Origin of the sequence: Stenotrophomonas maltophilia (assembly GCF_047497515.2) — a bacterium.
Lineage (GTDB): Bacteria > Pseudomonadota > Gammaproteobacteria > Xanthomonadales > Xanthomonadaceae > Stenotrophomonas.
This window is the reverse complement of the sequence record NZ_JAXAXL020000003.1, coordinates 63012-87937: the sequence shown is the minus strand read 5'-3', so window position 1 is coordinate 87937 and position 24926 is coordinate 63012. Positions and strand designations below refer to the sequence as shown.

Sequence of the window (24926 nt, the reverse complement as noted above, 5' to 3'; positions counted from 1 at the left end):
GGTTCCCGGGAGCCCCTGTTCCTCCTCCCCCTTGGAACAGGGGCTCCCCCCTGCTGCCGGAGACCGTGATGAGCCGTTGCCGTCTTTCGATGCGCCTGCTGTGCTGCCTGATGTTGCTGGCCACTGGGTCGGCGTGGGCCGGCGAGGTGCGCTTCAGTGGCGTGCTGCCCAACGGCGCGCTGCTGCAGCAGAAGGTGGAGAGCATGCAGGAGCGGCGCTACCGCAACGTGGTGCGCCAGCACACCGACTACAGCTGTGGGGCTGCGGCGCTGGCGACCATCCTGCGCCACGCCTACCACCTGGACACCGACGAGGCGACCGTGATCGAAGGGATGATGGGGGTATCCGACCCGGCGCTGGTGGCCGAGCGCGGCTTCTCGCTGCTCGACATCAAGCGCTACGTGGAATCACTGGGCATGCGCGGGCGCGGCTATCGCATTGACGAAACGCGGCTGCGCACCCTGCGTGTTCCCGGCCTGGTGCTGATGGATGTACGCGGCTTCCGCCATTTCGTGGTGCTCAAGCAGGTGCACCAGGGCTTCGTCGAAGTGGCCGACCCGATCCTCGGCAACCGCAGCCTGGCCTTGCCCGAGTTCCTGGCGGCCTGGCCGTCACGCGCCGTGTTCGTGGTGATCGGCAGTGATTTCGATCGCAACACGGTATTGCTGCAACCCAGCGAACGGCCCAGTGCCCGCGCGCTCTACGCGCGACAGGGGCCGATCACCGATGCCGAACTGGTCGACTTCGGCTTCAGCCATGCCGACCTGTTCTGAAGGAGGCTTCACATGTTGCGCCGTCCCGTGTTGATGGTCCTGCTGCTGGCGATCCCTGCCCTGCCCGTGCTGGCAGCAGAGGGTGCACCCGGGCGTGGGCTGAAGGAAATCCCGGACCCCGAACTGAACCTGATGCGCGGACGCTACACCGTCGGTGGCAACAGCGTGGCCTGGTTCGGGGTGACCATGGTCTCGCAATGGCAGGCCAACAATGGCACCGCGCTGCAGGGCGCGCTGACGCTGGGCATGGACTTCCGTGGCGGCGGCGCGCCGAAGCTGAGCTTCCAGCCCAGCGTGCACGTGACCGCCGCCGATGCGCCGCTGCCGGCCACGCCCGGGCGCAGCATCGACAGCAGCGGCCTGGCCAACGTCAGTGGGTTGGTGCAGAGCGTGCAGGTGGCCGGCGATGGCAACGCCGCGCGCAACGCCACCACGCTGCTGGTGCGTGACGGTGAGGTGCCCGCATCACCCGCCGACGGTGCGCATTCGGCCAGCGCACAGCAGGCCGGGGTGAGCGCCAGCGCCGTGCTCGACGGCAATCAGGCGCGCCTGCAGTTGCAGGTGGATGGCCAGGGCCTGGTCCAGCAATGGATACGCAATGGCAGCGTCGGCCAGGGCATTGCCCTGGCCGGTGATGGCCAGGCAGCCAGCAACCAGCTGCGGCTGGAGCTGGTACGCAACACCGCGGGCGGCAACCTGCCGTTGAGCCAGAACGTGGCCCAGGCAATTGCGTTGAACCGCGGCATGGGGCCGGGCCAGTAGTACGGCGCGGCATTGGGGGACGCGTTGCACAACGCAGGATACGAACATGCATACCCTTCTGAGGATCACCCCGTTGGCGCTGGCGGCGCTGGCGGGCACCGCCCTCGCCGCGCCACCAACGGCCGACGACAGCGCCGATGTACAGGCCCTGGCCAACCAGCTGGAGCAGCTGAAGAGCAACTACGCCCAGGAGGTTCGACGATTGCGCGAGCTGGACATGCAGGTCCAGGCCATGCAGGCGCGATTGAGTGGGCGCACGGGGCCTGCCGGGCCGGCGACGACGGCGGCAACGGGCACGCCAGTCGAGCCTGGCTCGACTCTACAAACGCCGCCGGGTGGTGAGGGCTATGCCAGCACCGCTGCTGAAGCACAACAGGCCAAGCAGGAATCACGGCGCAGCGTGGATGATGTGAAGCAACAACAGTCTGCCTTGTTCTCGCGTCGTTTCACCATCGAGAACAGCCTCACCTACGCCCGCTACGATCGCAAGCAGCTTACCCTCAATGGCTTCCTGGCACTGGATGCGATCTTCCTCGGCAACATCGCCATCGAGAACGTGGAGTCCGATTCGCTCACCTACAACCTGGCCGCCCGCTGGGGCGTAAGCCCGAACCTGACGCTCAACCTGGATGTGCCGTATCTCGCACGCCGCACGGTGTACCAGAAGGGCGGAGCCGGTGGCGCCGCCGCCGCCATCGCCCAGGAGGAGACCAACGGCAATGGTTTGGGCGATATCGGCCTGAGCGCAAACTACCGCCTGTTCGGTGAACGTGGCTGGCGGCCGGAAACGGTGCTCACGGCTGGGGTGACTGCGCCGACCGGACGCGCGCCCTACGGCCTGGACTGGAAGGTGATCGAGCGCGACAACGACGACTACATCCGCTTCGCCGTGCCGAAAGAGCAGCCCACCGGCAACGGCGTGTGGCAGGCCAATGTCGGCCTGTCGATGGTCAAGACCGCCGACCCCGCCATTCTGTTCGCCAATCTGGGCTACGTGCATTCGTTCCCGCGTGGCTTCAATGACATCGACAGCAACCCGGACACCGTCAATCCCGGCGACGTGAAGCTCGGTGGCTCGGTGTATTTCGGCGCCGGCGTGGCATTTGCGTTCAACGAACGCACCAGCCTCAGCCTGTCCTTCAGCGACCGCATCAGCGCCCGCGCCTCGACCCGTTTCCAGGGCGGACAGTGGATGAAGGTGATCGGTAGCGACGCCAACGCGGCGTCACTGAATCTCGGCGTGACCTACGCGCTGAACCCGCACACCACCCTGGTCACCCTGCTCGGTATCGGCCTGACCCCGGATGCCCCGGACTTCACCCTGGCCTTCAAGATCCCATACATGCTCTAGCCCTGATGCCCCGGCGACGGCGCGGCCCCGACCCGCCGTCGTCGATTCCGCCGCATCCATGCCGATCCACGCAATGGCACCGCATTGCGCGTCGATTTCGCCGATTCCCGCAGTCTCCCCGTTTCTAGCATGCCCCTGAGCCGGCCATTCCAGGCCTCGCGCCGCGCAGGGTGCTCCATGCTGAACATCATCCGCAACGACATCATCGGCTTGACCGTGCAGGACTCGAGTCCGACGGAAGCCTTGGTCCTCAACAACATCACCGTCGGAAAGGGCGGCGAAGCCATTCCGTGGAACACCTACGGCATGGAGATCGAGTTCTGTACGCACGACAGTTCGATCTTCGCATTCACCCATGTGACCGCCGCCCGCCTCAGGCCCGGAGAGATCGCGTGGAAGAACACCACGAAGCTGGACCTCGGCGAGAACGGCCCATGGATGATCGAATCCGATTCCGACCACACCTTTGAACTTGTCAGTCCGCCCCTGCACTTCAGCACCATCGAAGCAGCGTACGCGTTCAAAGCCAAGCTGGTTCAGGCGCTCCGCGATTCGGTCGCGGTCACCGTGCCCCCGCCGGAGGACCGCATGGAGATCGACGATCCGCCGATGGACGACGGCACACCGATCGTAGCCTGCCTCTTCCACCATTGGGAGGAGCGCTTCCAAGGGCGCCTGCGCGCCCTTCTCACTGATGCCGCCAATGCTGGCCTGATTGGCCTGCACGAGCGGGACAACGCTGCACAACAGCTTGCGCCTGCCCGCTGCGAGTACGCCGACTGGACCCGGGTGGACGCGGAGGTCAATCGCTACAACGTTGACGATGGCATCAACATTCCTGCCGCCCGCTATCGCCTCCAGTTGCAGCAGGACACGTGGCCGGGCTACACACGGCAGATCATTCTTGCCAAGTACAGCAAGTTCTGGTCCAGCGGATTCTCCTCGCAGATGAACCTGCCCATGACCCTGTGCGGCTACTACCTGTACATGCTGCGCAAGACAGCCATGCCCCGGTACACCGAACTGCTCACCGGCCTCGGGCATCCTCCGTGCATCACCGAGCGCGACAACCGCAAGCTCAATCACTGGTACTGGCGGCATGTCCTGCTGCGCGCCTGCTGTGGCTACATCTTCAATGTACAGGGCCTGGACAGGCAGCATGCATTCGACCCGGTGCAGCTGCCGCGATGCGCCGTGCTCTACCTGGTCTCAAGCAAGCTGCTCACCGGCGCGATGGCCGCCATCAGCGAGCCCATGCAGCTGGAAATGCAGCGCGCTGCGTGGGACGCCAGCTCCACCCAGGCCATCGACGCGGACCAGGGCAGCACGTTGACAGCGGCGCAGCGTGACTGGGCGCCCTATCACAGCAGCCTGAAGGACCTGACCGGCATCTGGTTGAAAGCCTCGCTGCTGGACGTGCTGCGCACCCAGGATCTGGCGACCTACCAATGGGCGGTGCTGAACCTGCCTACGGTGCTGAGAGAACCCACCATCTGGCGCAACGCGTTCGAAGACTGGGATGTGCTCAACACCATCGAACGGCTGCGCGATCGCGCGGATGTGGACTGGAATGACCTGGACTACTTCCGCCGCCGTGAAACCCGTGCGGCGCTGACCGCACGCATACAGGCCGTCGCGCGGGAACTGGCTGATCGGTTGACCGATCTCGGCCAACCGCTGCCACCGGTGCCGGGGCCGGTTGACCTGCCACCGCCAGATCAACGCCGCTTCCTGGAACGCGAAGGCGTTCCGCCATGGGAAGCGCGCTACGACACGTTGTACCGGCCGATCGTCACCGACGCCGAGGGCAATGCCGTGCAGCCTGCCCGCTATCTGATCGAACACCGCAACAACTGACCGCAACCACCCACCCGAAGGAGAACACTGATGCCCCAGGTCTATGCCGCCGTACGATCCGGCACCCAATGGTTGATTGCCCAGAAGCGCACTACCAACAACTGGTGGAGCGCCTATGCCACTCCGGTTCTGGTGATGGAGGCTGGGGCGCTGTTGAACACGGCGCTGACTTCGGCGAGCCGCGCTGCCCAGACCGACAGCGCCATCACACTGCTGACCAATGCCGAGACCGCCGCCCGTACCGCTTGGGGTACGGTGACGGCCAATGCCACCGCCATTTCAGCGATCGCCACCGCGGCGAGCCAGGTCCAGACAGCCCGCGGCATCAACACCGTCGAGGCGCTGCAGGCAGCGATTCCGTCGGTGCTGACCGCAGTCGATCGCGCCTCGCTGGCCGCCGGTTTTGCGGGTCGCGTCGCGCTCGGCGCACCTCCCATCACCGTGTGGCCGGATGCCGCGCTTGGCGCGCGCATTGTCACGGCGCAGCAGGCGCTGGAAACCTGGGTCGCCCAGCGGCCGCTGGTAACCATCAACCAGGCCGGGCAATGGGCACTTCCCGGAGGCGCGATGGGCGCTACCGAAGCCGCCGAAGCGGCGGCCCGTCGTGAGTTCGCCGAGGAAACCGGATTGACCCTCGATGCCAGCTATGTGATGGACCAGACCGTGGCGTTCCGTGACCCGCCGGACCAGGTGCTGTTCTTCCTGGTCTGCTTCGCCGCGCCCGCCGATATCGATCTGGCGACCGTGGCGACCACCCTCAACCAGAATCTGGCGCCACGACCGGCCTGGATGGGCCGCCCTACGTCGGATTCAATCGTGGATTGGGAACTGTCGCGCGTGCAACGGGTGGAACAAGCCGAGATCTCCTCGCAGCTGGGTGTACGCCAGCCAGTGATTCCACCTCCAGGCGGTCCCGCGCATCGGCAGAGCATCGACTGGTATGCCGCAATCGCGCGCTACATCGAGGGCCTGCCCGCAGAGTGAGACTGAGACTGAGGCTGCAGGTGATGGGACCGCGCGGGGGCTGATGCGCAATCGTCGAAATACCGCACCGACCAGCAATCCGCCCGTATCACGGCCCCGATCTTCACACCGTTTTCCCCGCATTCTCCGTCGATTCCACCAATCCGCCAGCAGCGCTTCTTTCTACTCTGCATCCACGGTGAAGCACACGCAGTTACGCACCACGCACCGTGACGCTGGATACCACGCACTTCCACCTTTTCGCAGGAGCAGGACATGGCATTTCCAACCGCGGTAAACGACCAGATCACCGATTCGGTCACCCAGGCCAACACCAAGGTGCTGGGCGATGCGCCCGCCGTGGCGGTGGGCAATCTGTACCAGGCCACCGCACAGGCACTGGCCAACGCCGCCCACAACGCCACCAACGCGCAGCAGCAGTCCTATGTGACCGCGCAGTCGGCCACCACCATGGGCGTGGCCACGCTGTACTCGATCGATACCGCCACCACCGCCGTGGCAAGCAAGGAAATCCTCAGCACCCGCGTTCGCGGGCTGGGTTCCTGATCTGTCGTTCCGTAGCTGACCCGCCAACCTCAAGGAGATCGATATGGCATTCCCGACCGCTGTAAACGACCAGATCACCGATTCAGTCACCCAGGTCAACACCAAAGTGCTGGGCGACGGCCCCGCCGTGGCCATGGGCAACCTCTACCAGGCCACCGCGCAGGCGCTGGCCAACGCTGCCCACAATGCCACCAATGCCCAGCAGCAGTCCTATGTGACTGCGCAGGCCGCCACCACCATGGGGGTGGCCACCCTGTACGCGATCGATACCGCCACCACCGGCGTGGCCACCAAGCAGATCCTCGGCGCGTGATGCGCCGGCAGGCAAGGAGCTGAGCCATGGCATTTCCCACGGCCGTCAACGACCAGATCACCGACTCGGTCAGCCAGGCCAACCTGCAGGTGCTGGGCGTGGCGCCTGCCACGGCGATGGGCACGCTGTACCAGGCCACCGCACAGGCATTGGCCAATGCCGCCCATAACGCGACGCTCGCCCAGCAGCAGATGTATGTCACGGCACAGGCCGCGACCACCATGGGCGTCGCGCTGCTCTACGCCGTCGATACCGGCGCCACCGGCGCCGCCACCCGGAAGATTCTCGGCTGAACCCGTTGAGTGCCGGCAATCTCCGTTCCCGTAGTGCTGTCCATCCTAGGAGCTTCCACCATGGCATTTCCCACCGCCGTCAACAGCCAGATCACCGATTCGGTCTCGCAGGTCAACACCAAGGTGCTTGGTGATGCGCCGGCCATCGCAATGGGCAACCTGTTCGTCGCCACCAGCCAGGCACTGTCCAATGCGGCGCACAACGCCACCAACAACCAGCAGCAGTCCTACGTGACCATGCAGGCGTCGACCACCCAAGGGGTGTCCACGCTGTATTCGATCGACACCGCCTCCAACGGCGTAGCCACCCGCGAAATCCTGGGTCTGCGCTGACGTGTCGGCCCGGCGTGACGCCAACCACCGCGCCCCCGCCCCGGGTGGCGTCACGTCGGGCCCCTGATCGATGGCCGCATCGCCTGCCACCGGCTACCTGCTGGATGCCACCAGCGCCGGGGCCGGGCTGGCGATCGCCCTCGCCCCCTCGTTCGCGATGTCCGCCACTCACCTGGCGATGGCCGACAGCCTCGGCCTGGCAATGCAGAACGCGGCGGCCAACCAGCAACGCGGCCAGGTGACCGCCAGCGCGAGCCTGGCCCAGGTCCTGGCCCTGATCCTCCAGAAGGGAGCCGTTCCGTCATGAGCAGTGAGAACACCGTCAACAGCCAGATCGTCGACAGCGTCAGTGCGGCCTCGACCCTGCTGGTGGCCCAGGGTCCGGCGCAATCCTTCAGCATGCTGGACATGGTGATGCTGGAAACGCTGGGCACGGCCATGCACAACGCGGTCGCGCGCCAGCAGGGCGCGGGCATGGTCAGCAACGCCGCGGTCACCGCCACCTGCGCCAAGATGATCAACGCCCCCTGGCCGGCACCACCCCCCGCTCCGGAACCCCCTCCGCCGCCACCGCCGCAGGTCATCCCCCTGCCTGGACCGGTGCCGACGCCCCCTTCGCCTGCGGCAGTGATCGCCGCGGCCACCGCAGAAGGAAAGACCGCCATCAGCGTCCTGCAGGCACAGACCCACGGTGCCACTGCCGACGCTGCGGCCGCTACCACCAGCCTGCATACGCTTGAACAGCTTGCAGGAACGGCGGCAGCGCCCGCGCCCGGTCCTGCGCCCGACCCCTCGTCCGGTCCGGATCCGGCCGCAGGTCCCGCCCAGGATCCCGCGCCAGACTCCCCGCCCTCCCCGGCCACAGACCACGCTGGCGCCGGAACCTGACACCGCGCAGGCCGCCTGCGGCCGCACCCGCCCATCAAGGAGCCCGTATGGACCCGAGCAACGTCAACGCCCAGGTCATCGATGTGATCAACCAGGTGCAGACGGCCACCATGTCCGCAACCGTGGTGAAGACCAGCGGCGCCGGCAAGGCCTACCAGTCGGTGGCCCAGTCGGCGGCCATCGCCGTGCAGGACGCCGCCGACGCCCTGCGCAATGTCTCCACCATCGCGACTACCGCGGCCGGCGTGGCCATGGCCCAGTACCTGGCGACGGGGGACGAAAAATATGCGAGGGTACTCACCCAGGCACAGTCCATGATGCAGGGGGCGACCGACGACTTCACCCGCGTCGGCAGTGCTGCTGCGAACGTCCTCAAGGATTTTCCGGCCCAGTGAGGCCGCCAAGGAGAGCCACGCATGAGCGTTTTCATTGCCGGTCGTTCCATCCCCCAGGCTACCCTGCTCAGTCCATCCAGCAGGCGCGTTCTTCGGTTCATCGACGGCGGCGAGCAATGGCTGAGGTGGGCCATTGAATCGCATGAGCACCGTTATTCCTTCGCCGACGAAGGCGCGATGCTTGAGGGCGTGCAACAGGGTCTGCACGGTTCACGCATGACATGGTTGCCGCGCATCGGGTTGCAGATCGGCCCGATCAAGCTGCTCAGCCTCGGCAGCAGCGAACTCGATGCTCTGCTTCACATCGAGCTGGGCGAGGAAACACGCTTGTCGCACAGCGAGGCGCAGGGAGTGCTGGCACGGCACCGGATGCTGACCAACACCGAACTCGGCGCTTCCCGTGCCTTCCTGGCCTCGATCGGTGCCGCGGATGCCCCCCTGCTGCAGCAACTGGATTTTCGTGAATCGCTGGCGCTCCATCAGCTGGCCGGTGAGGTGGGAATGTCCACGGCCGGGCACGATGATCTGGCCGACGCCGCCAGCTTCGCGTTGCTGCACGCACGCAGGCCCATCGAGTTTGCCGACTACTTCCGCTTCTACCGACGGGTAAATGCCGGCGGCGATAGCCGCGAGCATCGGCTGACGCGTGCCACCCGCGCGTTGCAGCAGGTGCTGCCAATCCTGTTCGGTTTCCTGGACGGGCCGCAGCTGCAACAGCTGCCATCGCCGGAGCAGGTGCGCGAGGCGATCGCCGCCAGCCTGGCTGCGAACCGGCAGATCGGCTATGCCCGCATCTCGCTGGCGGCCCAGCAGATGGCTGCGTGCTTCGACAACGATCCCGACCTTCTGCTGGATGACAACCGGCTGCGCGAAGCAGTGCGTTGGCAGCTGCGCGATGCGCAGGAATTCCTCAACGAACACCCGGTCTCCCGTGGCCAGCTCGGCCAGGATGGTGCCAGCGTGCAGTTCGCGATCGATGGCTCCAAAGCGCAGGCGCTGATACAGGTAGAGGACAACGTGATCACCCTGCAGGATTACCGCAGGACCCGCCGCTACCTGGGCGATGAAGCGCAGGTGGGTTATCAGGCGGATGCAGTGTGAACCCGCCTCCGGCGCCAGGTGGTGACGGCGTACAGGCGGCCACGGAGGCCCTCGGCTCGATGGCCGGCGCAGCCGTTGCCGCCGGACGCGTCGAGGCCCGGCAACAGGCGCAGAAGATCCTGGCGGATGCCCAGGCGGCATTGCGCCACATCCTGGGGGAGCGCGCTGACGGCTCCCCCTCCCCAGCCCCAGAAGGAGTTCCGGCAATGACCTTCCCGACCCCGCTGCCCCCGCACCCCAAGCCCGTCCACCCCAGCGGCAAGACACCCATGGAGATCGCGCAGGAGCTGGCCGAAGCTGCGCTTGCTGCAAGCGAGGAAGGCATCCGCGCAGCGATGGCGGTCTCCCAGCAGGCGATCGAGGCCGCCAATGAAGCCGCCCGACGGGCCGACCAGGCCGCTGAAGAAGCCGTGCGCAGGGCGGCCGAAGCGAACGCCAGGTAGCGTCCGCTGCGGCGATGACATGCCCCGGCCAGGCTCGCGCCTGTGCCGGGTTTTCTTATTGGTCCGGTACGCGGCGATAGCTGCGCGGACTGACCCCGACCACGCGGCGGAAGCTCTTCTCGAAGTGGCTCAGGTCGCCGAAGCCGACCTGCAGGGCGACATCGGTGATGCGCAGGCGCTGGCCCCCGCGCAGCAACTGTTTGGCATGCTCGATGCGCAGCTGCTGCAACAGCAGCTTGAAGGTGGTGCCCAGCTCGCTGCGGAACAGGAACCCGAGGTGCGACTGGCTGACATGCGCCTGCCGCGCCAGGTCGCCCAGCGTCACCGGTTCGGCGGCGTGATCCTTCAGATAGGCCAGTGCGCGCTTGAGCCCGTCGTGCAGGCCTTCATGCGATGCCGCGGATGCGGCAGCAGCAACCCGATGCTCTTCCTGGGCGTTCGCCAGCAGATCCCCCGCAGGCTGCAGGGGCAGGCCAATGCCGGCAGGGTCGGCACAGGCAGCGGCGCCGGCCAGCTTCAACCCCGGCGCATGACGAAGTACATCTTCGCGGTGGATGTTGCGGCCACCGGTCATCACCGCAAGGCGAACCACCACACGCTCCATCTCCAGAAGATTGCCCGGCCAGTCGTGGCCGCGCAGCGCGTCCAGCACGTCTTCGCTGATGACATGCGGATTGAACCCGTGCAGCTGCAGCGAACGTGCCACCAGTGCATCGATGTCTTCGCTGCGCTCCCGCAGTGGGGGAATATCCACGGTAAGGAATTCCAGGCCGGCCAGCAGTGCACGCGAGAACTGGCGTTCGCGCACGCGCTGCTCCAGGTCGGCGCTGGTCGAGGCAATGACCCGGATGGCACGGGACGCGCCGGCGTCAGCCGTCGCCGAGTGCAGGCCGCGGATGCAATGCGAGAGCTGCGCCTGCAGGGGTACGGGAAGTTCGTCCACTTCGTGGAAGTAGACGGTTCCGCCGCGGGCGCGGTCGAACCAGTCGGCAGGTCCTTCCTGCGGGTGGGCGCAGTTGACTTCGACAAACGGCCCTCGCCGTCGCGGGCCGCAACTGTGCAGGGCCGCGGCCAGCTCCATCTTCTCGGTGCCGAACTCGCCGCGCAGCAGCACCGGCAGCCGGCTTGCCGCGGCGCGCTCGACGAATTCCTCCATCCGTTTCAGTGCATCGCAGGCGCCCACCAGCAGCAACGAACGGCTCAGCGCCTGCTCCGCCCAGGCCTGCGCCTCGTAGCGCTTGATCAGGTGTGCGCAACGGTGCGCGAACACTTCGCCCAGCGCCAGCGCGCTGCTGTCCAGATCCCCGGCTTGCCCTTCCAGCTGCAGCTCACCGAGCACTTCGCCGCCATAGCGGATCGGCAGGCGCTGGCCGCTGCCGCGCGCCCGCGTGCCGGCCGCGGCGGTGGTTGCGTCCGACGTGCTGGTGCCGGGCCCGCGCAGATGGACGCGACCTCCGCGCAATGCATGGTGCTGCGAGAACTCCTTGACGAACGCGCCCAACAGGTCCGGCAGGGACCGGTACGGTCGATAGGCGCGCTGCAACATCTCACTGACTTGCCTGTGCATTGAAACTCCCCTTGCGAATGGCGCCCCGGTGCTCCTGCACCAGGCGATCGCGCAATGCGTAGCGTCTGGCTTCATTGCGTGATGCTGCGATGCCAACGCCGCACTCCGCGCCAGCCGTTGCACACGCAGATCAACGCGCACGCTGTCCGCCCCCATGCCCCCAGGGGATTGCCGTCGGTGGGTCGACGATGCGGACGTCGGACGGATCCGGATTCCCCCAGCGTCTTCACGGCGCCGGGTGTTCCGATTAACCAACCGGAGTTTCAAGAGAAACCTGATGATAATCACGTGAATATCCATGGCATCCGGCCGCCTTCACGTCCCACAGGGTGCGGCACCGGCAGAAAGCACGCATTTTCACGGGCTCTGGCGCGGTCCAGTGATGTCTGCGCAGCGCGCAGTATTCCGCCCCTGTCCTGCAGCGGGAACGGACCACATAATCCGCTCCCCTCGCCGCCGGCCAGATCGGCCCGGCCACGGTGGCATCGCGCAAGGCGCTGGGCTGGATGATCGCCTCCTTCGTCACACTGCCGCTGTGCGTCCTGCTGCTGGTGGGCTACGCACTGATCCTGCCCGCGGGCACCTGAGCCACACGGCGCCCATCTGCGGCATGATGGGCGCCCTGTCCAGATCTGGAGTCGGCCATGCCCGTTGGATTCATCGGCCTGGGCGTGATGGGAACGCCGATGGCGGCGCATCTGGCGCGTGCCGGCCACAGCGTGCGTGGCTGGTCGCGCTCCGACCGCAACCATGCGGCCGCGCGCGCCGCCGACATCGACGTCTGCAAGGCAGTGGACGAAGTATTCGCCGCCTGCGACACGCTCATCCTGATGCTGGCCAATGACGGTGCCATCGACAGCGTGCTCGATCGGCATGGCGCGGCGTTCGCCGGGCGGGTCGAGGGCCGCCTGCTGATCAACATGGGCACCAGCTCGGCAGCGTACTCACAGGCGCTGGCCGAACAGATCCGCGCCGCGGGTGGCCGCTACGTGGAAGCGCCGGTGTCCGGTTCACGCGTGCAGGCCGAAGCGGCGCAGCTGGTGATCCTGCTGGCTGGCAGCGAGGCCGATCTCGCCGTGGCCACACCGTTGCTGGCGCCGATGGGCCGGCAGACGGTGGGCTGCGGCAGCGTGCCGTCTGCGTTGCGCATGAAGCTGGCGGTGAACCTGTACCTCATTACGCTGGTCACCGGCCTGGCCGAAGCCGTGCACTTTGCCGAAGCCCACGGCATTGAGCTGGAACGCTTCGCCCAGGTGCTCAATGCCGGACCGATGGCCAGTGACGTGTCACGGATCAAGCTGGACAAGATGGCCCGTGGCGACTTTGCCGTGCAGGCATCGATCACCGACGTGCACAAGAACAGCGTGCTGGTGGCCGCCGCCGCACGCGAGGTCGGCATGCACGCACCGCTGATCCACGCCAGCGATGCCCTGTTCGCGCAGGCGCAGAACGCCGGGCTGGGCGCGCTGGACATGGCCGCCGTGCTGCAGGCGGTACGTGCCGGCCCGGGCGGTCCCGGCCGGGCCTGATCGGGATTCATCTTCCGGCACTCCTGCCGTCCCCGGCCGCTGCTATATTCAGCCCAGGTCGGCAGGCATGGTGCCTGCCCTCGAATCACAGGGAGTTGGACATGGGTCTGGTACAGGCAGTCAAGGGTGCGGTAGGCGGTGTTCTCGCCGACCAGTGGAAGGACTTCTACACCGTGCCGGCAGGCCTGCCGTCCACCGCTGCCCTGTTCGCGGCGGTACCCCAGGGCACCAATGCCGGTCGCGGCTCCAACACCAGCGGCTCGTCCAACATCATCAGCAATGGCTCGAAGATCGTCGTGCCGGAAGGCTACGGCCTGCTGCTGTTCCAGGACGGCGCGATCACCGCCTTCGTCGCCGAGCCGGGTGGCTACGAGTGGCGTTCGGATGATCTGAACTCGCAGTCGATCTTCGCCGGTGATGGCCTGGTCAGCACCTTCATCAAGCAGAGCTGGGAACGCTTCAAGTTCGGCGGCCAGCCCGGCTCGCAGCAGGCCGCGTACTTCGTGTCGCTGAAGGAACTGCCGGACAACCGCTTCGGTACCCAGTCGGAAATCTACTGGGACGACGGCTTCCTCAACACCCAGGTCGGTGCGGTCACCCGGGGCTCGTATACGCTGAAGATCGTCGACCCGATCCTGTTCGTGAAGAACTTCGTGCCGGCCAGCTACCTGCGGCCGGGCCAGGTGTTCGATTTCACCGACCTGGACAACGCCGCCGCCAGCCAGCTGTTCAATGAAGTGGTCGGTTCGCTGGCACCGGCCTTCAGTCTGTATACCAACGATCCTGGCAAGGGCAACCGCATCACCAAGCTGCAGCAGGATTCGCTGGGCTTCGCGCAGAGCCTGTCGGCCGCGGTCGAACAGGGCTACCAGTGGAAATCCGATCGCGGCCTGGCCATCGTCAAGACCGCCATCGTCTCCATCGAGTACGACGCCAACACCCGTGAACTGCTGAAGACCGTGCAGCGCGCCGATGCGCTGTCCGGTTCGCGCGGCAACTCCAACCTGCAGGCCAGCGTCGCCCAGGGCATCCAGTCGGCCGGCGAAAACGGCGGTGCGGCAGGCCTGGTGGGTGTCGGCATGGCCTCGGGCATGTTCGGCGTCGGCGGCATGCAGCAGCCGGTGACGCCGGCCGCGGATGATCCGGTGGCCAAGCTGAAGAAGGCCAAGGAGATGCTGGACCTGGGCCTGATCACCCAGGGCGACTATGACGCCCTGAAGGCCAAGGCACTGGGCCTGTAACGGCAGGACGCGCAACGAACATGTCCGATCCCCGAAACGGCCCCCCGCCGCTGCCCGGATCCATGCCTGCAACGCCGCCGCCCTTGCCGGCGGCGGCGTTGGATGGGCCCGGTTCGCCGCAGGACGTCCCTCCCCTGCCCGGCAGCTTCCCGCTGGACACTTCGAAACTGCCGCAGGCCATCCGCGAAGAGGTGGAAGCGCCCGACCCGCTGGCCATCGACACTTCGGCCAGCGAACTGAAGGACGGCCTCAACCGCTGCCCGAAGTGCGGCGCCACCGACATCCGGCCCAAGGCCGGCACCGACATCCTGGTCTGCCTGTACTGCCGTCACGAATGGCATGGCGCACGCGTGGAGGAGGAGTTCGGGCTGGGCGAGGCCATCGACCAGCTGCGCGGCACGGTCATCGCCTCCGGTGCGCGTGACATCGATGCCGACACCTCGGCGCTGATGACCTTCAAGTGCACCGGCTGTGGCGCCGAAGTCACGGTCAATACCGAAAGCACGATGACGGCGCGCTGCCACTGGTGCCGCCACGTGTTCGGCGTCAACGAACAGATCACCAATGGCGCCGTGCCCGACGCGGTGCTGCCGTTCCACATCAAGAAGGACGATGCGGTCGCGCGCATCCGTCAGTTCGTGGACAAGCGGCGCATGTTCGCGCTGAAGGCGTTCAAGGACCAGTTCACCCCGGAAAACGTGGTGGGCGTGTTCCTGCCGTACATGATCGTGGACAGCAACGTCAGCGCAGCCGTGGCCGGCAAGGGCGAGATCCAGACCCGGCAGTACACGGTGGGCAGCGAGAAGAACAAGCGCACCGTGTACGACGCCGATATCTACCAGATCGAGCGCCAGGTCGACTTCACCGTTGACGATCTGCCGCTGGAATCCTCTGCCGATCGCGGCAACCTGGACATCCGCGCCAACACCAACAACATCATCAACACCATCCTGCCGTTCGACACCAAGAACGCGGTGAAGTGGAACGCCTCGTACCTGGCGGGCTACACCTCCGAGAAGCGCAACCTGGATGTGGAAAAGCTGCGCCCACGGCTTGAGGACCAGTTGCTGTCCATCGCGCGCTCGCAGGTGGAGGCCTCGGTACGCGGTTACAACCGTGGCGTGCGCTGGGAGCAGGAACAGCTGGACGTGCATGGCACCCGTTGGGTATCGATGTACCTGCCGGTCTGGCTGTACTCGTACCACCAGCCCGGCAAGAACGGCGGGATGCTGCACTACATCGCAGTGAACGGCCGTACCGGCGAAACCATGGGCAGCGTGCCGGTGCAGCAGTGGAAGATGCTGCTGGCGGCGCTGACCGCCGGCACGGTCATTGAAGCACTGGCAATCCTCATCCTGATGGCGACCTCATGAGCGACGATAGCGGCCTTTGGCTGTTGGCGGCAGGCCCGGCCGGCGCAACCGCGCTGTACTGGGCGCTGTACCGCTACTACCGCAACACCGACAAATCGCACGCCTTCGAGCACGAGACCGAGGTCAAGGCTCAACCGGTCACCGGCTCCAACCAGAAGGTGGGCCAGGTGCGGGGCACCGAGGCCACGCGGATCGACGGCGACAACGTGTACCAGTACCGGATACGGGTCGTGAGGGTGAAGCCGGAAGGCGATTGAGGAATGCGGCCGCGGTCCCATCCTGCGCTACGCTATTGCACAACCCAACAAGGAAGCAGGTTCATGCAGCGAGTATCGAGAGTTGTCGCAGGACTGCTGGTCGCCATGGCAGCAGGCGCCACGGCGCCCCCCGCCCATGCCCAGAAGGTATGCAACGTCATCGGAAAAGTTGCGGGCCTCATTCCGTCGCAGGGGGTTGCCGGTTTCGGCATGACAGTGCCGCTGACCGGCTGTTCCTGTGACCACTCCATGATCTGGATCGATACCGCCACGGATGGCGGCAAAGCCATGTACGCAGCGGTTCTCGCAGCGAAATTGAATGGGAGCCAGGTGCAGGCGACTTTCCAGGATGGCCAGGGAGCCAACTCACCGGGAAACTCCTCGATCGTGTTCCGCTATTCGGCCACCTGCAAACTGGCGGCGTTCGAAATGCTGTAGCCGGTGCGAACATCGGCCCACGACCCGTCGAGATCGATGCGGAACCCGTGGGCCCACCCGCAGATCGCTGCGGGGGAGCCCCTCCTGGCCACTGCCCGCCTCAGCCCGCCTGCCCCAGCCGCACCTTCAACTGCTGGATCTCCTGCTCGCTCACCCCGATCGACTTCAGGTAGCCCTCGGCACCGCCGTACTGGCGGTGCAGCGCGGCCAGGAACTGCTCCATGTTGTCCGGTGCGGTACCGGACATGCCGGCCATCTTGCGGCCGATCTCCGGGTTCTGCTTGATCAGCGCCATGATCTGCGCGTTCATCGCACTGTCCTTCGGCTGCCCTTCCAGGTAGTGCGCGGAAATCGCGTAGTTGTGCACGATCTCGGCCTTCGGCACGCCAGCCAGGTCCAGCAGCAGGCCGGCGATGATCCCGGTGCGGTCCTTGCCCGCGGTGCAATGGAACAGCACCGCGCCGTCCTGCTGCGCGGCAATGCGCTGGAACACCTGCTTGAACTGCGGCTGGCTATGGCCGAGCCACTGCACATAGGCCTCGCCCAGTGAATCCGGGAAACTGGTCATCATCTTCTGCAGGTCCATCTTCTCCGTGCCCATCAGCGAGATGCGCCGGTAGTCGAAGCGGTCATCCCTGGCCAGCAGGTCCGGCGACTGCGCCTGCTCGTCCGCGGTGCGCAGGTCGATGTCCAGCTTCACACCGGCGGCGGCCAATGCATCGCGATCGGCGTCGGTCAGCCGGCCGAGATCGGCGGTACGCACGAACGCAGCGGCCGGAATCGGGCCGTGGCGGCCCTGCAGGCCAGCGAAGGTGCGCACGTTCCATGCGCCCTGCAGGGGAATCACGCGCTGAGCATCGGCGGCGACGGGCTTCACGTTGGCGGCCGCGGCCTGCGGCGCCACGGCTCGCGGTGCATCGGCGGCAAGCGCGGTGGCGGCCATCGGCAGGCTCAGCAGCAGGGCAAGGGCGAGTTCGGTGGGGCGGGTCATCATGTGGGTCTCCATTGCAATCAGAAGTTGACGGCCACGTCCAGGCCGAAGGTGCGGGGGTCGTTGAAGATGCCGGTCTGGCCCAGCGCCGGGCTGTTGAGCTTGTAGAACAGGTGCTGTTCGTCCAGCAGGTTGCGCGCCCACAGCGAGAACGACATCGTGGTGCCGGTGCTGTTCACCGGCACATCCACCAGTGCCACGCGGGCGTTCACCACGAACGAACTGTCGGTCAGCATCTGGTCGTACTCGCTGGTGTAGTAGCCATCGGACCAGTTGCCGTCCACATGGAACTTCAGCGCCGAGAAGTTGGCGAACGGCACCAGGTAGTCGGCCGACAGGCTGCCCGCATTCTTCGGCGCCAGCAGCGGCTGCACGGTCACCTGCACACCGGCACCGAACGGGTCCGTGGCGGTCTGCGCATCGATCTTCGTATACGCGTAGTTGAGGCCGAGGGTGAGGTTGTCCACCGGCATCACGTTGAATTCCAGCTCCGCGCCCCGCGACTTCCCATCACTCAGTGCATTGGTGGTGACCATGGTGGTGCGGGTTTCGCCGCTGTTCGGGTCGAACGGCAGCGAGAAGTCCATCTGCTTGTGCGCGATGGTCGAATCGAACACCGCCAGGTTCAGGCGCGCACGGTTGTCCCAGAACTGCGATTTGAAGCCCAGCTCATAGGCGGTCACCTCTTCCGGCCCGAACGCGGTGTAGTTGGTCGAGCGCGAGTTGGCACCACCGGCCTTGAAGCCGGTGCTGTACCTGGCGTAGACCATCGCGTGCTCGCCCAGGTCATAGGCGATGTTGACCATCGGGTCGAAGCGGCTCCAGCGGTCCTTGAAGGCGAGATTCGTCGCCGCACCGTTGACGGTGTACAGGCTGCCCTTCTTGTCATCGCGGGTGTAACGGCCACCGGCGGTCAGGTGCAGGCCCGGCATGGCCTCCGGGGTCCACGTGGCCTGGCCGAACACGCCCAGGCTGTCGGTCCACGCCTTGCTGGCGCGGTCGATGCGCACCCGTGACAGGTCCAGCGGGTTGGTGGCCGGGTTCAGCGTGTAGCTGTTGCCGCCCGGCCCCCACACCAGCATGTTGGGCGTCTGTGCATTGTCGCCCGCGGTCTCGTGGTAGTAGAACGCACCGCCGAGGAACTGCACCTGCGCGGTGTTGCCGATCAGCTGGAACTCCTGGCTGTACTGGTGCTGGTAGACCTGGGCCAGGCTGTAGCGGCCGAACGGCGTACCCGCGCCACCGTAGGCCGAGATCGCATCGACCAGGCCCATGTCGAACTGGCCCTGGGTCAGTTCGCGATAGGAACTGATCGACTTCAGTTCCAGGTTCTCGTTCAAGGTCCACGACAGGTTCAACAGATGACCACTGGTGCGGCCGATGTTGTCTTCCTGCGGGCCGCCCAGGATGGCGCTGTCGCGGCGGTCGAGGCTGGCTCCGGCCTTCTGCAGCGGGCTGAGGTAGGCGCCGGGCACCAGCACCTGGGTGTGGTAAGGCGTGGTCGCATCATAGGAACGGTCGAACGCATACAGCACCGAGACATCATCGCGTGGCTGCCACAGCGCACTGAGGCGTGCGCCACGCTTGTCGTAGCTGTTGAAGTCGCGCTCGCCGCGCATCGGGTTGTCGGTGGTGCCGCCACGCTTGGCCTGCACCGCGTCGATCTTGAAGCTGACATCGCCCACCTTGGGCAGGTCCAGGTGCAGCGCGCTGTTGTAGCCGCTGTAGTTGGACACACCGGCACTGACGCTGCCGCCGAACTCGCCGGTCGGCGCCTTGGTCACGATGCTGACTGCACCGCCTTCGGTGTTGCGCCCGAACAGCGTGCCCTGCGGGCCCTTCAGCACTTCGATGCGCTCCACGTCGTAGAGCATGCTGCCCAGGCCCTGCGCTCGGCCGATGAACACGCCGTCGACGTAGATGCCGACGCCGGCATCGCGCGCCGGCTGGTTGGCATCGCCGGAGGCGCCGATGCCACGGATGCCGATGTTCAGTGCCGAACTGCGGGTCGCGAACGGGGTCACCCGCAGCGAGGGAATCGAGCCATCGGACAGGCTGCCCAGCGAGATCGCGCTGCGATCCCTCAGCGCTTCGGCATCCACCACCGACACTGAAATCGGGGTCTCCTGCAGGTTGGTGGCGCGTTTCTGCGCGGTCACCACCACCTGGTCGAGCGCCACCACGGTTCGCGCCGCGTCGGCGGACGCCGTAGCACTGGTATCGGTAGTCGGGCCGTCTTCGGCATGGGCCAGCGCCGGCAGAGCGGCGGCAATGGCGAGGGTGAGCAGCGGGCGGTGCAGCAGGGCGTGGCGCATCGGACTCATTCGCGGAAGGAGAAGGCCGGCGCAGTCTGGGAGGCGGGAATTACAAATGAATGACCGTTCATTCACATCTTTTGTGACGTACTATCCCGCCTCTGGACGCCCTGACCTTCCGCAATGACGCCAAAGCCCGCCGTAGCCCCTCCCGTTGATGACGCCGCCGCCGCACACGCCGAGGCCCAGCGCCGGCGCATCCTCGATGCCGCCCAGAAGTGCTTCATCACCCGCGGCTTCCACGCCGGTTCCATCGGCGATATCGCCGCCGAGGCCGAGATCAGCCAAGGGCTGATGTACCGCTATTTCGCCAACAAGCGGGCCTTGATACTGGCCCTGATTGAACGCCAGCTTCGCCACGACCAGGCCTCGATCAGCGAGATGCCGGCGGCGTCCGACCTGGTCGACGGGCTGTTGGAGTGCTATCTGCAATGGTCCCGTGGCGAGGTGCTGCCGATCCACGGCAATGCCATCGCCAGCGTGGCGCTCTATGCGGAAATCAACGCCGAGGCACACCGCGACCCGGTGCTGGCCGAAGTGCTGCGCACTCACGACCAGCAGACCAGCGCCGCGATCCATGCCTGGCTGCGCCAGCGTGACGTGGGCCTGGGCCGGACGGTGGACGAGGAGGCCATCGCCGGGCGCACCCTGCTGCTGCGACTGCTGGTGGAAGGCCTGGCCATGCGCGCGGTGCGCGACCCGGACCTGCCACCGGCACGCGTGCGCGCCCTGCTGGCTGATGCGATCGGGCGGGTGATGGCGGATTGAGCTTGGCAAGGGGGAACCCGGCCGCGCGCGGCAGGCCATCACGCGCGCCCCGCCCCGCCGGCCTGATACTCGCCCGGTCTCCCCTCCGAGGTTCCAGCGATGGCTGCCGTGCTTGCTCGTACCTTTCTGTCGGCACTGTGCTGCGTGGCCCTGCCTGCCGTCGCCCAGGACGCCTCGTTCGGCGCCAGCGAACAGACCACCCGCACCGATCAGACCACGCAATCCAGCAGCACCCAGACCCTGAGCAGCGAGATATCCGCCTCAGGCAACAGCGGCGCATTGACCACGCAGACCACCACCCTCGGCACCTCGCAGTCCGAATCACGCAGCGAAACCACGGGCATGGACGTGGGCTTCGGCGTACAGGGCCGCGACGATGACTGGGGGCACGATCGCCGTCGCCGCGACCGCGATGTGCGTGACAGCGATCTGTTCGGTCGCTGGACACTGGGCCAGGAAAACGGAAGCAACTGCACCATCGAGCTGAAGAACATGCAATGGTTCGGTGGCTACAGCGCGTACGTGCCCGCCGGCTGTCCAGACGGCTTCTTCTCGGCCAACCGCTGGGTGCTGTCTGACAACGAACTGCTGCTCACCGACACCAGCAACACCGTTTTTGGACGCTTCCGCGCATCGGGAGGCGGGCGTTGGTCGGGGTACCGTGAGTCAGATGGAGCGCGCTTGTACCTCAATCCCAACGGCCGCTGAGATGCCCTGCCCCCGCGCGCCCGAGGCCGGCCGCTGGCTGCTGTGGGCTGCAATGCTGCTGCCCGGTGCGGTAGTTGACGCAGCCACCGCTGCACCGCCCCCGTTGGCACCTGTCGAGGCGCGCGTTCCGTTTGCGCCAGCGCCATTCACCGGCAGTGACGGTGCACGCCATCTTGCTTACGAGCTGCACATCAGCAATTTCTACGGAGACACCGGTACGCTGGTCCCGCAGGGGCTGCAGGTGTTCGCCGACACCTCCACCACGCCACTGCTGATGCTGGATGCCGCGGCGTTGGCCGCATGGGCACGGCCCACCACCACCGAGGGCGCGCCGTTGGCCATCGCTGCCGGCAAGCGCGTGGTCCTGTTCGTCTGGCTGACACTGCCTGCAGGTGCAGCGGTTCCCCACGTGCTGCGCCATCACATCGATTTCGCCACGGAAAAGAGCGGCATCAACACGCTTGATGGGACCCCGGTCAACGTAGAAACTCAGACGCTGCCGGTGCTCGGGCCACCGCTGCGGGGTGGCCGCTGGCTCGCCCATGAGGGCCCGGGTGCGGCGCAGTCGCACCATTGGGGCAGCCTGGTGGCGGTGAATGGCGCGCTGACCATTCCGCAGCGCTTCGCGCTCGATCTGGTCGGCGTGGATGCGCAGGGGCATGCGGTACATGCCGCCCCCGAACGCCTGCAGAAGACGCGACACCAGGATTGGGTGGGCTATGCGGCACCGGTCATTGCGGTGGCCGACGGCGTGGTGCGCGATGCACGCGATGGCGAGCCCGAGCACCCTCCCCTTACCGCGCAGCCCGAACCGGCATCACTGACCAGCCATGGTTTGTTCGGCAATTACGTGGTGCTGGAGATTGCGCCCGGGGTGTTCGCCAGCTATGCCCACCTGCGCAGGGGCAGCGTCAGGGTGAAGCCGGGCCAGCGGGTGCAACGCGGGCAGACGCTTGGGGCGCTGGGCCAGTCGGGCAACTCCGCCGCGCCCCACCTGCATTTCCAGCTTTCCAATGGCGCTCGCTTCGAAGGTTCGGAGGGCATCCCCTACGTCTTCGAACAGTTCCAGTATTTCGGAGCGGAAACCGAGGCGCAGCTGTTCGGGCAGGGACCGCCCTGGAACAGCCCACCAGCCCAGCCACGCCGGCAGCAGCTGCCGCTCAGCGATGTGGTGATTGGCTTCTGATCGCGGCGATGGGCGCGGCCGGCGGCGAGCTCGCCTCACGCTGGCATCACCTGTGCTTGGCACTAGATAACACCCGCGGCGCTAGCGTTGTTGCCGCCGCTGCAGCCTCCCGCCCACGCCCGGTCACGCGCCATGGACGAAGCCGAACGACTGCTAGAGCTTGATCGATTGCATCTGCTCGATACGCCGCCCGAGCCGGTGTTCGATGCCATCGTCGCCGCCGCGCGCGCCGCGACCGGCATGACCATGGGCCTGATCTCGGTGGTGGCTGGCGAGCGCCAGTGGTTCAAGGCCAACATCGGCCTGGAGGGTGTCAGCGAGACTGCGCGCAGCATCTCCTTCTGCACTCATGCCATCCAGCAGGACGAACTCTTCGAGGTACCCGACGCACGCCAGGACCCGCGTTTCTCCACCAATCCGCTGGTGATCGGCGGGCCGCGCATCCGCCACTATGCCGGCATCCCGCTGGGTTCCGCGCAGGGCGCGCGCATCGGCACGTTGTGCCTGCTCGACCCGATGCCCGGCGTGCTGTCACCGTCGCAGCGCGAGCTGATGGTGCATCTGGCCCGGGTCACCACCCAGGTGCTGGAACAGCGCAGCACGCTGATGGCGCAGGTCGGCCAGGCCAAGGCACTGCACCGCGAACTGAAGCGCAGCGAGGATTTCCTGGAGCGCACCAACCGTGCCGCGCGGGTGGGCGGCTGGGAGCTGGACCTGGCCAGCAACGAGGTGCGCTGGACCCGCGAGACCAAGTTGATCCACGGCGTGCGCAGCACCTTCCAACCCACGCTGGAAACCGCGTTGTCGTTCTACCGCGAAGACAGCCGCAACATCATCGGCACGGCGGTGCAGCGCTGCATCGACGAAGGCACCTCCTGGGAACTGCAACTGCCGATGACCACTGCCGATGGCCGCCCCATCTGGACGCGCGTGGTCGGCAGCCGGCAGCAGGTGGATGGGCGCCCGCGCCTGGTCGGCGCCATCCAGGACATCACCGAAGAACGCGCCGCACTGGATGCGCTGGAGGCCAGCGAAACGCGCTACCGGCGCTTGTTCCATTACAGCCTCGGGCTGATCTGCACGCACACGCTGGAAGGCGTGCTGACCTCGGTGAATCCGGCCGCGGTGCAATCGCTGGGCTTCGACGAGAGCCACATGATCGGGCGCAGCCTGTGCGACCTGATGCCGCCAGAGAAGCACGCCGCGTTCAAGGCGTATCTCGCGCGCATTGAAGTCAACCATACCGATGCCGGCGTGATCGAGCTGATCGCCGCCGACGGCACGCGCCACTTCTGGGCGTACCACAACGTGCTCGACAGCGAGGCATCGCCACCTTATGTACTGGGCCACGCGCAGGACATTACCGCGCTGCGCATGCAGGAACAGCAGCTGCGCGAGTTGTCCTTCAAGGACCCGCTGACCCAGAGCTACAACCGCCGCTTCCTGCCACGGCTCGACGACCTGGTGGACCAGCCGTGGGCCTGCCTGATGTTCGACCTCGATCACTTCAAGCAGATCAACGACACCCAGGGCCATGCGCGCGGCGATACCGTGCTGGTGGCGTTCGCCGCCTTCCTGCGTTTGCCGCTGGGCGCAGCGGAAAACGTGGTACGGATGGGCGGTGACGAGTTCATGGTGGTGTTGACCAAGCCGGACGCGGGGCGACTGGCGGTATTGGAGCAGTGGTATGCACAGCATGCCGCGCAGTCCCCCACACCGTTCTCTCTCGGTGCAACGCACCACATGCCCGGCGAATCGGTGGGCGATACCCTGCAGCGTGCCGACAGCCGGTTGTATCGCGAACGCGCACGCGTGCGCCGGCATCCGCGACCGGCGTCCTGACGGGCCACACCCGCTACGCGGCATCGCAGGCAATGTCGCGATCGGCACATCTCGATCTTCCGCTGCGCGAGTGCGCCGATGTTCCAATCCTTTCGAACTTTCCAACTATTCTCATTGGCAGCCAAGGCGCTGCATGCAAATCATATCGAGCCACCGACAACGGGTGGCACGGGCTTGCAATCCCGTTCGACTAATGTTGTTTACGCTTGCCTGTCGGCGTCGTCCATCCCCTGTGGGTGGCGCCGGCAGGCAATCTGTCCGCGCATCTACGGCGGGCGGTACGTGGGGGCCTCGTGCCCGCCGGAGCTTTGGCAACGTTAGTCGCCGGTATTGCAACCACGCACCGTCCGCCACCCTTGCTGTTAAGCAGGGTGGCTCCTTCGCGCAACGCATAAGGAAACCGCCATGAGCGCCAACCGCTACCCGCACCTGTTCGCCACCCTCGGTGACGTCGCCAGCCAATTGCCCGACAGCCTCGCCGAGCCACTGGAAAGAACCCTCGCCGCCCATCCCGCCGCCAACGGCATCACCCTGCTGGACTGCCTGCAACGTATCCGCGACGTGGAAGCGGCCGACGGCCAGCCATTGCAGCGCAAGGGGCGCGCACCGGGGCAGTGCGTGGGGGGGGGGGGGGGGGCCCCCCCCCCCCCCCCCCCCCCCCCCCCCCCCCCC

26 protein-coding genes and 1 pseudogene are annotated in these 24926 nt (G+C 66.5%); 24 read left to right on the top strand and 3 right to left on the bottom strand.

Annotated elements, in window-relative coordinates; all coding sequences use genetic code 11:
• Nucleotides 1-68 precede the first annotated feature (68 nt).
• The 14 genes from ACMZPQ_RS07315 to ACMZPQ_RS07250 all read left to right on the top strand — a co-directional run bounded on the left by ACMZPQ_RS07315 (nucleotide 69) and on the right by ACMZPQ_RS07250 (nucleotide 10039).
• Entirely contained in the window at nucleotides 69-773 is a 705-nt protein-coding gene (locus ACMZPQ_RS07315; protein ID WP_197580777.1) for a C39 family peptidase, read from the top strand.
• 12 nt (nucleotides 774-785) lie between these two features.
• Entirely contained in the window at nucleotides 786-1535 is a 750-nt protein-coding gene (locus ACMZPQ_RS07310) for a hypothetical protein (RefSeq protein ID WP_197580776.1), read from the top strand.
• Nucleotides 1536-1581: 46 nt separating this feature from the next.
• The gene (locus ACMZPQ_RS07305) at nucleotides 1582-2886 is read left to right on the top strand and encodes a transporter (protein WP_197580775.1); all 1305 of its coding nucleotides are present in this window, start codon (nucleotides 1582-1584) and stop codon (nucleotides 2884-2886) included.
• Between the two features lie 84 nt (nucleotides 2887-2970).
• Nucleotides 2971-4743 (top strand): hypothetical protein, encoded by a 1773-nt coding sequence (locus ACMZPQ_RS07300; RefSeq protein WP_312646722.1) that lies wholly within the window; start codon nucleotides 2971-2973, stop codon nucleotides 4741-4743.
• Nucleotides 4744-4773: 30 nt separating this feature from the next.
• Nucleotides 4774-5727, top strand: a complete 954-nt coding sequence (locus ACMZPQ_RS07295; protein ID WP_197580773.1) for an NUDIX domain-containing protein — start codon at nucleotides 4774-4776, stop codon at nucleotides 5725-5727.
• A 255-nt stretch (nucleotides 5728-5982) separates the two neighbouring features.
• On the top strand, nucleotides 5983-6273 hold the full coding sequence (locus tag ACMZPQ_RS07290) for a RebB family R body protein (protein WP_005416648.1): 291 nt from the start codon (nucleotides 5983-5985) through the stop codon (nucleotides 6271-6273).
• 43 nt (nucleotides 6274-6316) lie between these two features.
• On the top strand, nucleotides 6317-6586 hold the full coding sequence (locus ACMZPQ_RS07285; RefSeq protein ID WP_046985582.1) for a RebB family R body protein: 270 nt from the start codon (nucleotides 6317-6319) through the stop codon (nucleotides 6584-6586).
• A 26-nt stretch (nucleotides 6587-6612) separates the two neighbouring features.
• A complete protein-coding gene (locus ACMZPQ_RS07280) occupies nucleotides 6613-6879 on the top strand; it encodes a RebB family R body protein (RefSeq protein ID WP_006446865.1) in 267 nt (88 codons plus the stop codon).
• 60 nt (nucleotides 6880-6939) lie between these two features.
• A complete protein-coding gene (locus tag ACMZPQ_RS07275) occupies nucleotides 6940-7212 on the top strand; it encodes a RebB family R body protein (RefSeq protein ID WP_197580772.1) in 273 nt (90 codons plus the stop codon).
• Between the two features lie 70 nt (nucleotides 7213-7282).
• On the top strand, nucleotides 7283-7519 hold the full coding sequence (locus ACMZPQ_RS07270; RefSeq protein WP_197580771.1) for a RebB family R body protein: 237 nt from the start codon (nucleotides 7283-7285) through the stop codon (nucleotides 7517-7519).
• A complete protein-coding gene (locus ACMZPQ_RS07265; RefSeq protein ID WP_197580770.1) occupies nucleotides 7516-8100 on the top strand; it encodes a RebB family R body protein in 585 nt (194 codons plus the stop codon). Before ACMZPQ_RS07270 ends, ACMZPQ_RS07265 begins: the two co-directional genes overlap by 4 nt.
• 47 nt (nucleotides 8101-8147) lie before the next feature.
• Nucleotides 8148-8495: a hypothetical protein gene (locus ACMZPQ_RS07260; protein ID WP_197580769.1), complete on the top strand. Its 348-nt coding sequence runs from the start codon at nucleotides 8148-8150 to the stop codon at nucleotides 8493-8495.
• Between the two features lie 21 nt (nucleotides 8496-8516).
• On the top strand, nucleotides 8517-9596 hold the full coding sequence (locus ACMZPQ_RS07255; protein WP_197580768.1) for a hypothetical protein: 1080 nt from the start codon (nucleotides 8517-8519) through the stop codon (nucleotides 9594-9596).
• Nucleotides 9597-9802: 206 nt separating this feature from the next.
• Nucleotides 9803-10039 carry a hypothetical protein gene (locus tag ACMZPQ_RS07250; RefSeq protein ID WP_197580767.1) on the top strand — a complete coding sequence of 79 codons (237 nt, stop codon included), beginning with the start codon at nucleotides 9803-9805 and terminating at the stop codon, nucleotides 10037-10039.
• Between the two features lie 55 nt (nucleotides 10040-10094).
• On the opposite strand, the gene ACMZPQ_RS07245 is transcribed toward ACMZPQ_RS07250, so the two are convergent.
• Nucleotides 10095-11606: a helix-turn-helix domain-containing protein gene (locus ACMZPQ_RS07245; protein ID WP_197580766.1), complete on the bottom strand. Its 1512-nt coding sequence runs from the start codon at nucleotides 11604-11606 to the stop codon at nucleotides 10095-10097.
• Nucleotides 11607-12250: 644 nt separating this feature from the next.
• Here ACMZPQ_RS07245 and ACMZPQ_RS07240 point away from each other — a divergent pair.
• From ACMZPQ_RS07240 to ACMZPQ_RS07220, 5 genes are all read left to right on the top strand, one after another.
• Nucleotides 12251-13135: an NAD(P)-binding domain-containing protein gene (locus ACMZPQ_RS07240; protein WP_197580765.1), complete on the top strand. Its 885-nt coding sequence runs from the start codon at nucleotides 12251-12253 to the stop codon at nucleotides 13133-13135.
• 101 nt (nucleotides 13136-13236) lie between these two features.
• The gene (locus ACMZPQ_RS07235; protein WP_197580764.1) at nucleotides 13237-14376 is read left to right on the top strand and encodes an SPFH domain-containing protein; all 1140 of its coding nucleotides are present in this window, start codon (nucleotides 13237-13239) and stop codon (nucleotides 14374-14376) included.
• A 20-nt stretch (nucleotides 14377-14396) separates the two neighbouring features.
• Nucleotides 14397-15749 (top strand): TFIIB-type zinc ribbon-containing protein, encoded by a 1353-nt coding sequence (locus ACMZPQ_RS07230; protein WP_197580763.1) that lies wholly within the window; start codon nucleotides 14397-14399, stop codon nucleotides 15747-15749.
• Complete coding sequence (locus tag ACMZPQ_RS07225; protein WP_197580762.1) at nucleotides 15746-16006, top strand: hypothetical protein; 261 nt, start codon at nucleotides 15746-15748, stop codon at nucleotides 16004-16006. Before ACMZPQ_RS07230 ends, ACMZPQ_RS07225 begins: the two co-directional genes overlap by 4 nt.
• Before the next feature lie 63 nt (nucleotides 16007-16069).
• Nucleotides 16070-16444: a hypothetical protein gene (locus tag ACMZPQ_RS07220; protein WP_197580761.1), complete on the top strand. Its 375-nt coding sequence runs from the start codon at nucleotides 16070-16072 to the stop codon at nucleotides 16442-16444.
• A 100-nt stretch (nucleotides 16445-16544) separates the two neighbouring features.
• On the opposite strand, the gene ACMZPQ_RS07215 is transcribed toward ACMZPQ_RS07220, so the two are convergent.
• On the bottom strand, nucleotides 16545-17435 hold the full coding sequence (locus tag ACMZPQ_RS07215) for a tyrosine-protein phosphatase (RefSeq protein ID WP_414485974.1): 891 nt from the start codon (nucleotides 17433-17435) through the stop codon (nucleotides 16545-16547).
• Nucleotides 17436-17455: 20 nt separating this feature from the next.
• Nucleotides 17456-19750 (bottom strand): TonB-dependent receptor domain-containing protein, encoded by a 2295-nt coding sequence (locus ACMZPQ_RS07210; RefSeq protein WP_197580759.1) that lies wholly within the window; start codon nucleotides 19748-19750, stop codon nucleotides 17456-17458.
• A 123-nt stretch (nucleotides 19751-19873) separates the two neighbouring features.
• On the opposite strand from ACMZPQ_RS07210, the gene ACMZPQ_RS07205 reads away from it, so the two are divergent.
• From ACMZPQ_RS07205 to ACMZPQ_RS07185, 5 genes and pseudogenes are all read left to right on the top strand, one after another.
• Complete coding sequence (locus tag ACMZPQ_RS07205) at nucleotides 19874-20518, top strand: TetR/AcrR family transcriptional regulator (RefSeq protein ID WP_197580758.1); 645 nt, start codon at nucleotides 19874-19876, stop codon at nucleotides 20516-20518.
• Nucleotides 20519-20617: 99 nt separating this feature from the next.
• Nucleotides 20618-21226 carry an AprI/Inh family metalloprotease inhibitor gene (locus ACMZPQ_RS07200; protein WP_197580757.1) on the top strand — a complete coding sequence of 203 codons (609 nt, stop codon included), beginning with the start codon at nucleotides 20618-20620 and terminating at the stop codon, nucleotides 21224-21226.
• Nucleotide 21227: 1 nt separating this feature from the next.
• Nucleotides 21228-22412, top strand: coding sequence for a peptidoglycan DD-metalloendopeptidase family protein (locus ACMZPQ_RS07195; protein ID WP_197580756.1), 1185 nt, complete (start codon nucleotides 21228-21230; stop codon nucleotides 22410-22412).
• Nucleotides 22413-22544: 132 nt separating this feature from the next.
• Complete coding sequence (locus ACMZPQ_RS07190; protein WP_197580755.1) at nucleotides 22545-24254, top strand: sensor domain-containing diguanylate cyclase; 1710 nt, start codon at nucleotides 22545-22547, stop codon at nucleotides 24252-24254.
• A 405-nt stretch (nucleotides 24255-24659) separates the two neighbouring features.
• Nucleotides 24660-24926, top strand: a pseudogene (locus ACMZPQ_RS07185) (hypothetical protein); the annotation flags it as partial.

Coding starts and splice junctions, on each gene's coding strand:
- ACMZPQ_RS07225 (WP_197580762.1), top strand. CDS start 15,746: ATGAGCGACGATAGCGGCCTTTGGCTGTTGGCGGCAGGCCCGGCCGGC.
- ACMZPQ_RS07310 (WP_197580776.1), top strand. CDS start 786: ATGTTGCGCCGTCCCGTGTTGATGGTCCTGCTGCTGGCGATCCCTGCC.
- ACMZPQ_RS07275 (WP_197580772.1), top strand. CDS start 6,940: ATGGCATTTCCCACCGCCGTCAACAGCCAGATCACCGATTCGGTCTCG.
- ACMZPQ_RS07260 (WP_197580769.1), top strand. CDS start 8,148: ATGGACCCGAGCAACGTCAACGCCCAGGTCATCGATGTGATCAACCAG.
- ACMZPQ_RS07265 (WP_197580770.1), top strand. CDS start 7,516: ATGAGCAGTGAGAACACCGTCAACAGCCAGATCGTCGACAGCGTCAGT.
- ACMZPQ_RS07280 (WP_006446865.1), top strand. CDS start 6,613: ATGGCATTTCCCACGGCCGTCAACGACCAGATCACCGACTCGGTCAGC.
- ACMZPQ_RS07200 (WP_197580757.1), top strand. CDS start 20,618: ATGGCTGCCGTGCTTGCTCGTACCTTTCTGTCGGCACTGTGCTGCGTG.
- ACMZPQ_RS07270 (WP_197580771.1), top strand. CDS start 7,283: ATGGCCGCATCGCCTGCCACCGGCTACCTGCTGGATGCCACCAGCGCC.
- ACMZPQ_RS07190 (WP_197580755.1), top strand. CDS start 22,545: ATGGACGAAGCCGAACGACTGCTAGAGCTTGATCGATTGCATCTGCTC.
- ACMZPQ_RS07215 (WP_414485974.1), bottom strand. CDS start 17,435: ATGACCCGCCCCACCGAACTCGCCCTTGCCCTGCTGCTGAGCCTGCCG.
- ACMZPQ_RS07195 (WP_197580756.1), top strand. CDS start 21,228: ATGCCCTGCCCCCGCGCGCCCGAGGCCGGCCGCTGGCTGCTGTGGGCT.
- ACMZPQ_RS07245 (WP_197580766.1), bottom strand. CDS start 11,606: ATGCACAGGCAAGTCAGTGAGATGTTGCAGCGCGCCTATCGACCGTAC.
- ACMZPQ_RS07235 (WP_197580764.1), top strand. CDS start 13,237: ATGGGTCTGGTACAGGCAGTCAAGGGTGCGGTAGGCGGTGTTCTCGCC.
- ACMZPQ_RS07285 (WP_046985582.1), top strand. CDS start 6,317: ATGGCATTCCCGACCGCTGTAAACGACCAGATCACCGATTCAGTCACC.
- ACMZPQ_RS07230 (WP_197580763.1), top strand. CDS start 14,397: ATGTCCGATCCCCGAAACGGCCCCCCGCCGCTGCCCGGATCCATGCCT.
- ACMZPQ_RS07250 (WP_197580767.1), top strand. CDS start 9,803: ATGACCTTCCCGACCCCGCTGCCCCCGCACCCCAAGCCCGTCCACCCC.
- ACMZPQ_RS07290 (WP_005416648.1), top strand. CDS start 5,983: ATGGCATTTCCAACCGCGGTAAACGACCAGATCACCGATTCGGTCACC.
- ACMZPQ_RS07255 (WP_197580768.1), top strand. CDS start 8,517: ATGAGCGTTTTCATTGCCGGTCGTTCCATCCCCCAGGCTACCCTGCTC.
- ACMZPQ_RS07205 (WP_197580758.1), top strand. CDS start 19,874: ATGACGCCAAAGCCCGCCGTAGCCCCTCCCGTTGATGACGCCGCCGCC.
- ACMZPQ_RS07240 (WP_197580765.1), top strand. CDS start 12,251: ATGCCCGTTGGATTCATCGGCCTGGGCGTGATGGGAACGCCGATGGCG.
- ACMZPQ_RS07305 (WP_197580775.1), top strand. CDS start 1,582: ATGCATACCCTTCTGAGGATCACCCCGTTGGCGCTGGCGGCGCTGGCG.
- ACMZPQ_RS07210 (WP_197580759.1), bottom strand. CDS start 19,750: ATGCGCCACGCCCTGCTGCACCGCCCGCTGCTCACCCTCGCCATTGCC.
- ACMZPQ_RS07295 (WP_197580773.1), top strand. CDS start 4,774: ATGCCCCAGGTCTATGCCGCCGTACGATCCGGCACCCAATGGTTGATT.
- ACMZPQ_RS07220 (WP_197580761.1), top strand. CDS start 16,070: ATGCAGCGAGTATCGAGAGTTGTCGCAGGACTGCTGGTCGCCATGGCA.
- ACMZPQ_RS07315 (WP_197580777.1), top strand. CDS start 69: ATGAGCCGTTGCCGTCTTTCGATGCGCCTGCTGTGCTGCCTGATGTTG.